Annotated in this window: 10 protein-coding genes and 1 pseudogene; 4 read left to right on the top strand and 7 right to left on the bottom strand. The window is 60.3% G+C overall.

Features of this window, described 5'->3' with window-relative positions:
* Positions 1–22: 22 nt before the first annotated feature.
* Entirely contained in the window at positions 23–400 is a 378-nt protein-coding gene (gene mvaT, locus ACZ0AZ_RS02645; protein ID WP_016773476.1) for a histone-like nucleoid-structuring protein MvaT, read from the bottom strand.
* Positions 401–737: 337 nt separating this feature from the next.
* Between mvaT and purU the strand changes: the two genes are divergently transcribed.
* A complete protein-coding gene (gene purU, locus ACZ0AZ_RS02640) occupies positions 738–1,586 on the top strand; it encodes a formyltetrahydrofolate deformylase (RefSeq protein WP_016773477.1) in 849 nt (282 codons plus the stop codon).
* Positions 1,587–1,667: 81 nt separating this feature from the next.
* Positions 1,668–1,844, top strand: a complete 177-nt coding sequence (locus ACZ0AZ_RS02635) for a hypothetical protein (RefSeq protein ID WP_463538653.1) — start codon at positions 1,668–1,670, stop codon at positions 1,842–1,844.
* Positions 1,845–1,915: 71 nt separating this feature from the next.
* Here ACZ0AZ_RS02635 and ACZ0AZ_RS02630 read toward each other — a convergent pair whose 3' ends face one another.
* The 5 genes and pseudogenes from ACZ0AZ_RS02630 to ACZ0AZ_RS02610 all read right to left on the bottom strand — a co-directional run.
* Positions 1,916–2,911: a lysylphosphatidylglycerol synthase transmembrane domain-containing protein gene (locus ACZ0AZ_RS02630; protein ID WP_463538652.1), complete on the bottom strand. Its 996-nt coding sequence runs from the start codon at positions 2,909–2,911 to the stop codon at positions 1,916–1,918.
* Positions 2,908–3,678 carry a DUF2334 domain-containing protein gene (locus ACZ0AZ_RS02625; RefSeq protein WP_463538651.1) on the bottom strand — a complete coding sequence of 257 codons (771 nt, stop codon included), beginning with the start codon at positions 3,676–3,678 and terminating at the stop codon, positions 2,908–2,910. Before ACZ0AZ_RS02625 ends, ACZ0AZ_RS02630 begins: the two co-directional genes overlap by 4 nt.
* Complete coding sequence (locus ACZ0AZ_RS02620) at positions 3,671–4,762, bottom strand: glycosyltransferase family 4 protein (RefSeq protein ID WP_463538823.1); 1,092 nt, start codon at positions 4,760–4,762, stop codon at positions 3,671–3,673. Before ACZ0AZ_RS02620 ends, ACZ0AZ_RS02625 begins: the two co-directional genes overlap by 8 nt.
* Before the next feature lie 216 nt (positions 4,763–4,978).
* The gene (locus tag ACZ0AZ_RS02615; RefSeq protein ID WP_425375757.1) at positions 4,979–5,743 is read right to left on the bottom strand and encodes a methyl-accepting chemotaxis protein; all 765 of its coding nucleotides are present in this window, start codon (positions 5,741–5,743) and stop codon (positions 4,979–4,981) included.
* A gap of 93 nt (positions 5,744–5,836) precedes the next feature.
* Positions 5,837–6,871 (bottom strand): annotated as a pseudogene (locus ACZ0AZ_RS02610) (HAMP domain-containing protein); the annotation flags it as partial.
* A gap of 186 nt (positions 6,872–7,057) precedes the next feature.
* Here ACZ0AZ_RS02610 and ACZ0AZ_RS02605 point away from each other — a divergent pair.
* Entirely contained in the window at positions 7,058–8,545 is a 1,488-nt protein-coding gene (locus tag ACZ0AZ_RS02605) for a helicase HerA-like domain-containing protein (protein WP_463570979.1), read from the top strand.
* A gap of 133 nt (positions 8,546–8,678) precedes the next feature.
* Here ACZ0AZ_RS02605 and ACZ0AZ_RS02600 read toward each other — a convergent pair whose 3' ends face one another.
* A complete protein-coding gene (locus ACZ0AZ_RS02600; RefSeq protein ID WP_039758216.1) occupies positions 8,679–9,134 on the bottom strand; it encodes a DUF721 domain-containing protein in 456 nt (151 codons plus the stop codon).
* A 308-nt stretch (positions 9,135–9,442) separates the two neighbouring features.
* On the opposite strand from ACZ0AZ_RS02600, the gene secA reads away from it, so the two are divergent.
* Complete coding sequence (gene secA / locus ACZ0AZ_RS02595; protein WP_130910013.1) at positions 9,443–12,184, top strand: preprotein translocase subunit SecA; 2,742 nt, start codon at positions 9,443–9,445, stop codon at positions 12,182–12,184.
* Positions 12,185–12,272: the final 88 nt, after the last annotated feature.

Here is a 12,272-nt window from a genome sequence, read left to right as displayed (position 1 = left end):
CGCTCGGCGAAAGCGTCGCGGCTTAGCCCAGCAGGGTCGCCCAGCCTTCAACCACGTCACCGCCCCACTTGGCTTTCCACTCTTTCAGAGTCTTGTGGTTGCCACCTTTGGTTTCGATGACTTCACCGTTGTGCGGGTTTTTGTATTGCTTAACTTTGCGTGCACGCTTGGTGCCGGTAGTTTTTACTGCGCCGCCACGTGGCGCCTTGGATTTGGCTTCCGGATCCAGCAGCGCGATGATGTCACGCAGCGACTTGGAGTATTCACCCATCAGCGTGCGCAGTTTGCCTTCGAATTCCAGTTCGGCTTGCAGTTTGTCGTCTTCGGACAGGTTCTTCAGACGGGCTTGCAGCTCTTTGATGGCTTCTTCGGTGGCGCGATATTCGTTGATCAAGGACATGAGTACTACCTTTTGTAGAATGCTGAATGACAGGGGACAGTGCCGCAATAATAGTCAGGCTGTTTCATCAAGTAAACATTTAGATCGGCTTTTTATTTAAATGAGTTACAGGAAATTAGCCGTCAATTGAATGTTCCGTTAAATAATGTGATGGAGTCAGCACAGATATTTACAGTTGTCTGACAAAAGCCTCGGCAAAGCGTCACGGCGTTGACGAAGATCACCGTCAGAAAGTCGTTTCGCCGGGCTTCGTCCCACCCGGCGCGCATGCGTACTGCAGTTTTCCTGCACAGTCGCTAGAATGGCGGCCTTTGTGAAGTTCTGGAGTTTCCCCCTCATGCGCACTTTTCGGCTGGTGATATCTTGCCCGGACCGCGTTGGCATCGTTGCCAAAGTCAGTAATTTTCTGGCCTCTCATAACGGCTGGATCACCGAAGCGAGCCACCACTCTGACAATCAAGTGGGCTGGTTCTTCATGCGTCACGAAATCCGTGCCGATTCGCTGCCGTTCGGTATCGAGGAGTTGCGCGAGAAGTTCGCACCGATCGCCGAAGAGTTCTCGATGGACTGGCGCATCACCGACACCGAGCAGAAAAAACGCGTGGTGCTGATGGCCAGCCGCGAATCCCACTGCCTGGCCGACCTGCTGCACCGCTGGCACAGCGACGAACTGGACTGCGAAATCTCCTGCGTAATTTCCAACCACGACGACCTGCGCAGCATGGTCGAATGGCATGGCATCCCGTACTACCACGTGCCGGTCAATCCACAGGACAAGCAGCCGGCATTCGACGAAGTATCGCGTCTGGTCAAACAGCACGACGCCGAAGTAGTAGTGCTGGCGCGCTACATGCAGATCCTGCCGCCAGACATGTGCCGTGAATATGCGCACAAAGTCATCAACATTCACCACAGCTTCCTGCCTTCGTTTGTCGGCGCCAAACCGTATCACCAGGCGTCCCTGCGTGGCGTGAAGCTGATCGGTGCGACCTGCCATTACGTCACCGAAGAGCTGGACGCCGGCCCGATCATCGAGCAGGACGTGGTGCGTGTCAGCCACAGCGACAGCATCGAAGACATGGTGCGTTTCGGCCGTGATGTCGAGAAGATGGTGCTGGCCCGCGGCCTGCGTTATCACCTCGAAGACCGCGTGCTGGTGCACGGCAACAAGACTGTTGTGTTCTGATCGAGCACGCCACGCTTGAAAAACCAGGGGCCTGGGCGTTGAATCGCTCAGGCCCTTGTCATTTGCGCCCGAGGAACAGCCATGAGCGACCCACTGGACAAAGCTACTTCAAAAGCGCCCGCCACTCTCGGTGAGGGTTGCCTGAGTCGTTACGACCCGGAAGACATGAGCCCCGAGGACGGCACCGAGTTTCCCGGTGCCGCCGAGTTGTGGGAACAGGTGAAACCAGAGTCGGACGATGGAACCGGTAATGCCTGAAAAGATCGCAGCCTTCGGCAGCTCAGAGAGAGTCGCGTTTCAATGTAGGAGCTGCCGAAGGCTGCGATCTTTCAAGCTTGATGCACTTTCATCAGCTTCTTCAGCAACGGCTTGCCCAGCATCAACACGAACACCGGGCCACCAACCAGCAGATAGAAGTAATAAGTCACTACCCGCCAGATCAGAATCGCCGCCGCTGCGGTGGATTTGCCCACCATTGGCGTCAGCAGCGCTGCAGACGTCAATTCTGCTGCCCCCGCGCCACCGGGCAACAGGCTGAATTGACCGGCGCCCAGCGAGAGCATCTGCACCAGAAAACTCCAGGCCCACTGCAAGTCGGCACCGAGCCCGCGTAGCGCCAGATACAGCACGCTATAGCGCAACAACCAGTGCACGCAGGTCAGAGCGAACACCTGGACAAGCGTCTGCCAAGGCAGCTTCAAGGTATCGGTAAACGCCGCGAGAAAGTGCAGCAATTTGCGCGCCCAGCGGCGACGCGTACGCGCCGTGACGTTCATCCCCGCCAACAGTCGGCCGCTCAGACGAATCAGCGCCCGGTGATAGCGTGCAATCAACACGCAGCTGACCAAGCCACCGAACAGCGACACCGCGCTGACTGTCAGCAACCACTCAAGACGATCGCTGAGGTGCTGGAACAGTGCGTAAATCAGAATTGCGCTCAACGCGCAGAGAAAGAACAGCAGGTCACTGAGCTGATCCATCGCAAACACCGCACTGCCCCGCGCCGGACGTACGCCGCAACGCGCCAGCAAGGCCATGATCGTCAGTGGCCCGCCACTGCCGCCGGGCGTGGCGCAGTAAGCGAACTCGGCCGCCATCACCACACCGAGGCTTTTCAAGGGCGCGACCTTGTCACGCTGATCGCCGAGCAACAAACGCAGGCGCAGGGTATTGATCCCCCAGCACAGCAGGATCATGCCGAACATGATCAACAGCCAGTTCAGCGGAAAGCTGCGCAGGCGCGACCAGGTTTCGCCGCCGCCGAGCAGCACCGGAATCAGCACCGCCGCGAGCAGGCCGATCAGCAACAACAGGCTGCGCTTCATGCTGCGCGCTCCAGCTGACCGCGATGGCGGTCCAGCCAGTCGATCTTGGTCAGCGGCAAGCGTCCTTCCGCCAGCAGACGTTGCAACGTGTGCAACCAGTATTCGCGAGAATAACGGTGACGCATGTCCACCGGATGCAGCCCCAGGCGAATCACCGATGCCTCGCGCCAACGCTGTTCACGCTGGTCGCTGAGGATTTTCGACAAGCCGCGCCGCCAGGCACTGCGCGCACTCCATACCAGTCCAGGAGCATCTATGGCGCTGAAGTCGGGCAAGCGATAAAGATGCTGTGGATCGCTGGTGTAGCTGAGTGGCAATTCGCGCAAGGCTTGGCGGGTGCCGTCGCTCATCAGCCAGGCCGGGGCGACGAAGCCATGCACCGGCCAGTCGTAGCGCTGAAAGATTTCAAGGCCGGCGTGCAGGCGGGCGAGGGCGGCTTCGCGGGACAGGGGATAGAACTCGCCTTCATGGGTGTAGACCCGGCGCATGAACCAGTCGCGCGGGGTGTTCGTCATGGGTTCCTGGTCGTCGTGGTAATAACCGTGCAGCGCCAGTTCATCGCCCCGAGCGACCCGGGCATCGAGCATTCGGCGAAATGCCGGGTTGGCATCAAGCGCATCATGGCGATGGAAGTCCGGCACCACCAGCCACGTGATCGGCACATTGCCCAAGGCATCGACAGCCTCGACGAAGGGCTGGTAATCCGCCCAGGTCGAGGGCGCCACGTCGTGCAATACCAGGCACACCGCTTTCATGTTCTCAACCATTGGCCACCCGTGGCAGCGTATGGCCGAGCACCGCGTGGTAGTGGCTGAGCAGGCTGTCGACCACCGTGTCCCAGGCGTAATGCCGTTCGACATGCTGGCGGGCCTGATGACCGAGCCGGGCGCAGCCACGACTGAACAGTTCGCGCACGGCATTGGCCATGGCTTGCGGGTTATTCGGTGCACAAAGCAAGCCGCAGGAATCGTTAACGATCTCTTCAAACGCACCGGCCGCTACCGCCACCACCGGAATGCCGCAGGCCATGGCTTCAAGGATGACCAGACCGAACGTCTCCTGATCACCGGCATGCAGCAGCGCATCGGCGCTGGCCATGAGCCGCGCGACTTTTGGCGCCGGGCAGAATTCATCGATGACGCTGACGTTGTCCGGCACCGCAGCGGGCATCGACGAGCCGACCAGCAGCAAGTGATAGCGCGGGCCGAGGCGTTGCATGCACTTGAGCAGCACCGGCAGGTTTTTCTCCTTGGAACCGCGCCCGGCGAAGATCAGCAAGCGGGTGTCTTCGGCAATCCCCAGCTCGGCACGCAGGCCGGGGTCGCGGGCGTCGGGATGGAAGGTGTGCAGATCGACGCCCAGCGGTTGCACATGAACATTGCGCACGCCAAGCCCGGTGAGCTTGTCGGCCATGACCTGGCTCGGCGCAAGCACACGGTCGAAATTGCCATAGAGACGAGTGACGTAAGCCTCGACATTCGGCGTGACCCAATGGCCCATGCGATTGCCCACCAGCAGCGGCAGATCCGAGTGATAAAAGCCGATCACCGGCACATCCAGCTGCCGCCGCGCATCCAGCGCCGCCCACGCGGTGAGGTAAGGATCGCCGACTTCGATCAGATCCGGCTGCAAATCCTGCAGGACGTTTCGCCAAGGCGCCAGGCGCAGCGGGAAGCGATAGCCTTTGCCGAAGGGCAGGGCAGGTGCTGGAACCGTGTAAATGCCGTCATGTTCACCCAGCCGCGCGCCGGGGATCAGCAGGCTATGACGAATACCGCTGCGGTCGCCGAGGCGACGGTGTTTGGCATCCAGATAAGTACGCACGCCTCCGCTGGCCGGGGCGTAGAACATGGTGATGTCGGCGATATGCACGGTGAGCAACCCTCCGCTGTGTTGTTCTCCCTTGGTTGACCGTTATCCAGAATAGATGTTCGGTCGGGATTGCGCGGTGGGGTGTCAGTCGGGTTTTGTTGAAAGGTAGATATTCGCGAGCAGGCTCGCTCCCACAATGGAATGCATTTTCCCTGTGGGAGCGAGCCTGCTCGCGAAGTGGCCAGTCGCCGCAGCTTAAATCCTGAAGCTGCCCACCAGTTGCTTGAGGCGCGAAGCCTGCTGCTCCAGATCCGAGCACGCGCGCAAGGTCGCTTGCAGGTTCTCCACGCCTTCCTGGTTCAGCGTGTTGATCTCAGTAATATCGACATTGATCGACTCGACCACAGCAGTCTGCTCTTCAGTCGCGGTCGCCACCGACTGGTTCATCCCGTCGATCTCACCGATGCGCAGGGTCACGCTGTTCAGGCGTTCGCCGGCAAGGTTGGCGATCTCCACGCTGTCCTGACTGTGGCGCTGGCTGTCGCTCATGGTGCTCACCGATTCCCGAGCGCCGACCTGCAGCTCCTCGATCATGGTCTGCACCTGTTGCGCCGATTCCTGCGTGCGGTGCGCGAGGTTACGCACTTCGTCGGCCACCACGGCAAAACCACGACCGGCCTCACCGGCGCGCGCCGCTTCGATCGCCGCGTTCAGGGCCAACAGGTTGGTTTGCTGGGAAATGCTGGTGATCACTTCGAGAATCTGGCCGATGTTGACAGTCTTGCTGTTCAGCGACTCGATATTGGTGCTCGATGCGCTGAGCATGCTCGACAGTTGGTTCATCGCCTTGATGCTGCGCTCGACCACTTGCTGGCCGTCCTCGGCCAGACCCCGAGCGTCGCTGGCCTGGTTCGAGGCTTGCGCGGCGTTGCGGGCAATTTCCTGGGCGGCGGCGCCGAGCTGATTGATCGCGGCGGCAACGCTGCTGGTGCGCGAGGCTTGCTGGTCGGAGTTGTACATCGACGAGTTCGAAGCTGCGACCACGCGCAGGGCGACCTCGTTGACCTGGCCGGTAGCTGAGGACACTTCGCGGATCGAACCGTGAATGCGCTCGACGAAGCGGTTGAACGCGGTACCGAGGATGCCGAATTCATCGTTATTGACGATGTTCAGGCGTTTGGTCAGGTCGCCCTCGCCGTCGGCGATGTCTTCCATGGCGCGGGTCATCACGTGCAGCGGCTGGATCAGCAGGCGGATCAGCATGCCGAGCAGGGCGATGATGATTGCCACGGCAATAATGGTTGCGATTACCGCTGAGGTACGGAATTCGCTGAGCATCGAGTAGGCCTGATCCTTGTCGATCGACAGGCCGATGTACCAGTTCACCGACGGCAGGCCCTTGATCGGGGCGAAGGTGACGATGCGGGTTTTGCCGTCGACGCTCACTTCGCTGAAATCGCTGCTGATGCGCGGCGTGTCCTGCGGGTAGGCTTCTTTGAGCGATTTCATCACCAAAGCCTTGTCCGGATGAACGAGGATCTTGCCGTCGGCACTGATCAGAAACGCATAGCCCATGCCGTCGAAATCCCGCGCGGCGAGGGTATCGACCAGTGATTGCAGGCTCAGGTCGCCGCCGACCACGCCAACACTCTGCCCGGCCTTTTTCGACGCGGTGGCGATGGAGATGATCAACTGGCCGGTGGCCGCATCGATGTAGGGTTCGGTCAGGGTCGAGGTGCTGCTGCTGCTTTCGGCACCTTTATACCAAGGGCGTACGCGCGGATCGAAACCGTCCGGCATTTTCACGTCCGGGCGGATGGTGAAGTGGCCGGTGGCATCGCCCAGATAGGTGGCCATGAACGTTGAAGTCAGGCTTTTCTGTTCGAGCAGGCTGGCGACCGTGGCAGGTTCCGGATTGATGGCGATGTTCTGCGCGGCGTTTTCAATCAGCAGAATGCGCCCGCTGAGCCAGGTCTGGATATTGCCGGCGGTGACCTCGCCCATTTCATTGAGGTAATTGTTCAGGTCATCGCGGATCGCATTGCGCTGCAGCCAATCGTTGTACAGCGTGAACGAGGCGAAAGCGGCAATGACGATGAGAGCGGCGGCAAGCAAAATCTTATGGCTGAAGCGCAGGTTTTTGTTCATGGCTTGGGGTTCCGCTAAGGTCTTAATGTCCTGGGCGTGCTTTGATAGAGACGCGCACTATGGGCAAGGTTGAAAAATTGATATTTCCGGCTCTCCTTAGGGAAATGTCTGACCCGGTTTTCTGGCGGGTCTGTCCAATTTATGTATCGGCCATGTGTCATCAAAGATTAACCATTGGGTGAGAAAATGCCTGACTCTTCGCAACTCGTTATCGGCGCTGATCCGGCCGCGCAACCCATCGCTCAGGCCATGCGTCTGGCCAACCGCCACGGGCTGATCGCCGGCGCCACCGGCACCGGCAAAACCGTGACATTGCAGCGTCTGGCCGAAGCGTTCAGCGACGCCGGTGTCGCGGTGTTCGCCGCCGACATCAAGGGCGACCTGTGCGGCCTCGGTGCTGCCGGCAACCCGCAGGGCAAAGTGGCCGAGCGCATTGCCGGTATGCCGTGGCTCAGTCACACCCCCCAGGCTTATCCCGTGACGCTGTGGGACATCCACGGTGAATCCGGTCATCCGCTGCGCACCACCTTGAGCGAAATGGGCCCGCTGCTGATCGGCAGCCTGCTTGAGCTGACCGACAGCCAGCAGTCGGCGCTTTACGCGGCTTTCAAAGTGGCGGATCGCGAAGGTCTGCTCCTGCTGGATCTCAAGGATCTGAAAGCGCTGCTCAATCACCTCAAGGACAATCCGCAATTGCTCGGCGAAGACGCGGCGCTGATGACCACCGGTTCCAGCCAGGCGCTGCTGCGCCGTTTGGCGACGCTGGAACAACAGGGCGCCGAAGCCCTGTTCGGCGAGCCGGCGCTGCAACTTGAAGACATCCTGCAACCGGGCGCTGACGGCCGTGGACGCATCCATCTGCTCGACGCCAGTCGGCTGGTGCACGAAGCGCCGAAGGTTTACGCAACGTTCCTGCTGTGGTTGCTGGCCGAGTTGTTCGAGCAACTGCCCGAGCGAGGCGATGCTGACAAACCGCTGCTGGCGCTGTTTTTCGACGAGGCGCACTTGCTGTTCGGCGACACGCCCAAGGCGTTGCAGGAACGGCTAGAACAAGTGGTGCGCCTGATCCGTTCCAAAGGTGTGGGCGTGTATTTCGTCACCCAGTCGCCAGCGGACCTGCCGGATGACGTGCTGGCGCAGTTGGGCTTGCGCATTCAACACGGTCTGCGTGCGTTCACCGCGAAAGAGCAGAAATCCCTGCGCGCCGTGGCCGATGGTTTTCGCCCGAATCCGGCATTCGACAGCCTGTCGGTGTTGACCGAACTGGGGATTGGCGAGGCGCTGGTAGGAACGCTTACCGAGAAGGGCACGCCGGAATTGGTCCAGCGAGTGCTGGTGGCGCCGCCGCAATCGCGGATCGGCCCGCTGACTGCAACCGAGCGCACCGTGCTGATCGCCGGCTCGCCGTTCAAGGGCCGCTATGACAAGCCGATCGACCGCGAGTCGGCCTATGAGATTTTGATGGGACGCAAAGGGCTGGCGCCGGAGGCTGAAACACCAGCGGGCAAACCGGCGGCCGAAGAGCCGAGCCTCGCCGATCGGGCGGGAGAATTCCTCGGTACGGCAGCAGGGCAGGCGCTGAAATCAGCGATGCGCCAGGCCGCCAATAACCTTGGCAAGCAATTGGTGCGGGGGTTGATGGGGTCTCTGCTCGGAGGCAGCAAGCGCCGCTGATCCAGGAATTGCCGGAGATCAAACCTGTGGGAGCGAGCCTGCTCGCGAAAGCGGTGTGTCATTCAACATCAATGTCGGCTGACATGGCCTCTTCGCGAGCAGGCTCGCTCCCACATGGGAATCGTGTGCACAGTCAGGTCTTGCTTTTGGCATGCGCCGCCAGCCGCTCCAGCGCCGCGCGCAATCCCGGATCGCTGATCCCGTCAGCCGTTGACTGAATCGTCTCCGCCGCACTGCTGGACAAATCCATGGTGTGTCCAACCGCCCGATGTTGGACGATCGGCGGGCGCACGCTGAATTTGATCCGCGACAGGTTGGCGAACTCTTCGAACAATTGCAGTTGTCGTTGCAGGCGTTTCTGCTGATAGCGCAGTCGCGTCGCCCAATGGCCGTCAGTGACCACCAGCGACAGCTCGCCTTCGCGCCACTTGGCTACCCGGCAATGCTCGCGGGCGGCCGGTTGCAGCTGGCTTTCGAGCAGGCGCTGCAAATGCTCCAGACGCTGGGCATGGCCGAGGATGGCTTTCAGCGGTTTGGCTTCACGTAACAGAACGGCGGGGGCTCTGGCCGTGAGAGGGCGAAACGCCATGATCGAACACCTGAAGTAACAGAGGCGCCATGTTAGCAGAAAGCTGTGGAACCTCTGGCCCATTGCTTTTGTCCCTGCTTTGCTCATTAAATCAACGCCTGACTTCTTTCCCCCGACGGGTTGAAGTTGAGCAAAACGCCCCTATTTTAAGTGAGCCCCGTCAAAGCGCAGTGCCAGCATCGTGGAACATCGCCACTTTCCTCACCACCGTTTCCGGGTAGAATGCTCGTTCGCATGCGGCCATGAGGGCTGCACGGGCGACTCACGGGGCCGCCCTCCATCCCTTTAGTGTGGAAGATCCTGCCGATATGTTTGCGCCTTTGTTAAAGAAACTTTTTGGAAGCAAGAACGAGCGTGAAGTCAAACGCATGCTCAAGACGGTGCAGCTCGTCAATGCCTTCGAAGAGCAAATGGTGGCCCTTTCGGACGATCAATTGCGCGCCAAGACCGCCGAGTTCAAGGCCCGTATCGCCAAAGGGGAAACCCTCGACAAGCTGTTGCCGGAAGCCTTCGCCGTAGCCCGCGAGGCCGGCAAGCGCGTGATGGGCATGCGCCACTTCGACGTGCAACTCGTCGGCGGCATGACCCTGCACGAAGGCAAGATTGCCGAAATGCGTACCGGTGAGGGCAAGACCCTCGTGGCCACCCTGGGTGTTTACCTCAACGCGTTGTCCGGCAAAGGCGTGCACGTTGTGACCGTGAACGACTACCTGGCCCGCCGTGACGCCAACTGGATGCGCCCGCTGTATGAATTCCTCGGCCTGACCGTCGGCGTCGTGACGCCGTTCCAGCCGCCGGAAGAGAAGCGTGCCGCCTACGCCGCCGACATCACCTACGGCACCAACAACGAATTCGGTTTCGATTACCTGCGCGACAACATGGCGTTCAGCATGGATGAAAAATTCCAGCGTGAACTCAACTTTGCCGTGATCGACGAAGTCGACTCCATCCTCATCGACGAAGCGCGTACCCCGCTGATCATTTCGGGTCAGGCCGAGGACAGCTCCAAGCTGTACACGGAGATCAACAAACTGATCCCGCAGCTGGAACTGCACGTCGAGGAAGTCGAAGGCCAGGTCACCAAGGCCGGCCACTATACCGTTGACGAAAAGACCCGTCAGGTCGAACTCAACGAAGCCGGTCACCAGTTCATCGAAGAAATGCTCACCCGCGTCGGCCTGCTGGCCGAAGGCGAGAGCCTGTACTCGGCGCACAACCTCGGCCTGCTGACCCACGTCTATGCCGGTCTGCGTGCGCACAAACTGTTCAACCGCAACATCGAATACATCGTTCAGGACGGCCAGGTCGTACTGGTCGACGAACACACCGGTCGTACCATGCCGGGTCGTCGCCTGTCCGAAGGCCTGCACCAGGCCATCGAAGCCAAGGAAGGTCTGAACATTCAGGCCGAGAGCCAGACCCTGGCCTCGACTACGTTCCAGAACTACTTCCGTCTGTACACCAAGCTGTCCGGCATGACCGGTACCGCCGACACCGAAGCGTTCGAATTCCACCAGATCTACGGTCTGGAAGTCATGGTCATCCCGCCGAACAAACCGTTGGCGCGTAAGGACTACAACGACCTGGTGTTCCTCACCGCCGAAGAGAAATACGCGGCGATCGTGGCCGACATCAAGGAAAGCATGGCGGCCGGTCGTCCGGTGCTGGTGGGTACCGCGACCATCGAGACCTCCGAGCACATGTCCGCATTGCTCGTCAAAGAAGGCATCGAACACAAGGTTCTCAACGCCAAGTTCCACGAAAAAGAAGCTGAAATCATCGCGCAGGCCGGTCGTCCGGGTGCGCTGACCATCGCCACCAACATGGCCGGTCGTGGTACCGACATCCTCTTGGGCGGCAACTGGGAAGTGGAAGTCGCTTCGCTGGAAAACCCGACCCCTGAGCAGATCGCCCAGATCAAGGCCGACTGGCAGAAGCGTCACCAGCAAGTGCTGGAGTCCGGCGGCTTGCAGGTCATTGCTTCCGAACGTCATGAATCGCGCCGTATCGACAACCAGCTGCGTGGCCGTGCCGGCCGTCAGGGCGATGCCGGTTCGAGCCGCTTCTACCTGTCGCTGGAAGACAGCCTTATGCGCATCTTCGCTTCTGATCGGGTGAAGAACTTCATGAAAGCCCTGGGCATGCAGCCGGGCGAAGCGATCGAACACCGCATGGTGACCAACGCAATCGAGAAGGCGCAGCGCAAGGTTGAAGGCCGCAACTTCGACATCCGCAAGCAACTGCTCGAGTTCGACGACGTTAACAACGAACAGCGTAAAGTGATCTATCACATGCGTAACACGTTGCTGGCCGCTGACAACATCGGCGAAACCATCGCCGATTTCCGTCAGGACGTGCTCAACGCTACCGTCAGCGCGCACATTCCGCCGCAATCGCTGCCAGAGCAGTGGGACGTGGCCGGTCTGGAAGCGTCGATCGAAAGCGATTTCGGCGTGAAACTGCCGATCCAGCAATGGCTCGACGAAGACGATCACCTGTACGAAGAAACCCTGCGCGAGAAGCTCATGACCGAGCTGATGGCGGCGTACAACGAGAAAGAAGATCAGGCCGGTGCCGAGGCGCTGCGCTCGTTCGAGAAGCAGATCGTCCTGCGCGTACTCGACGACCTGTGGAAAGACCACCTGTCGACCATGGATCACCTGCGTCACGGCATTCACCTGCGTGGCTATGCGCAGAAGAACCCGAAGCAGGAATACAAGCGCGAGTCGTTCACGCTGTTCTCCGAGCTGCTCGATTCGATCAAGCGCGACTCGATCCGCGTGCTCTCGCACGTTCAGGTCCGCCGCGAAGATCCGGAAGCCGAAGAGCAACGCCTGCGTCAGGAAGCCGAAGCACTGGCGGCGCGCATGCAGTTCGAACACGCCGAAGCGCCTGGGCTGGATCAGCCGGAAGCGCTGGGTGAAGAGGTCGATGTGGCACTGGCCACCGCCGCTGCCCCGGTTCGCAACGAGCAGAAGCTGGGCCGCAACGAACTGTGCTACTGCGGTTCGGGCAAGAAATACAAGCATTGCCACGGGCAGATCCAGTAAAACCCGTTTCAATCGCTGAACACCCGCGCCGCGACCGGCTCCTGCCGTCGCGGCGTTTTGCCATTTATCCCACCGTCCTTTCCCGTGG

Source organism: Pseudomonas sp. AC239 (genome assembly GCF_979258545.1).
The sequence above is the reverse complement of the archived record's forward strand: the minus strand, read 5'-3'. Positions and strand labels throughout refer to the sequence as shown.

Coding starts and splice junctions, on each gene's coding strand:
- mvaT (WP_016773476.1), bottom strand. CDS start 400: ATGTCCTTGATCAACGAATATCGCGCCACCGAAGAAGCCATCAAAGAG.
- purU (WP_016773477.1), top strand. CDS start 738: ATGCGCACTTTTCGGCTGGTGATATCTTGCCCGGACCGCGTTGGCATC.
- ACZ0AZ_RS02635 (WP_463538653.1), top strand. CDS start 1,668: ATGAGCGACCCACTGGACAAAGCTACTTCAAAAGCGCCCGCCACTCTC.
- ACZ0AZ_RS02630 (WP_463538652.1), bottom strand. CDS start 2,911: ATGAAGCGCAGCCTGTTGTTGCTGATCGGCCTGCTCGCGGCGGTGCTG.
- ACZ0AZ_RS02625 (WP_463538651.1), bottom strand. CDS start 3,678: ATGGTTGAGAACATGAAAGCGGTGTGCCTGGTATTGCACGACGTGGCG.
- ACZ0AZ_RS02620 (WP_463538823.1), bottom strand. CDS start 4,762: ATGTTCTACGCCCCGGCCAGCGGAGGCGTGCGTACTTATCTGGATGCC.
- ACZ0AZ_RS02615 (WP_425375757.1), bottom strand. CDS start 5,743: ATGTACAACTCCGACCAGCAAGCCTCGCGCACCAGCAGCGTTGCCGCC.
- ACZ0AZ_RS02605 (WP_463570979.1), top strand. CDS start 7,058: ATGCCTGACTCTTCGCAACTCGTTATCGGCGCTGATCCGGCCGCGCAA.
- ACZ0AZ_RS02600 (WP_039758216.1), bottom strand. CDS start 9,134: ATGGCGTTTCGCCCTCTCACGGCCAGAGCCCCCGCCGTTCTGTTACGT.
- secA (WP_130910013.1), top strand. CDS start 9,443: ATGTTTGCGCCTTTGTTAAAGAAACTTTTTGGAAGCAAGAACGAGCGT.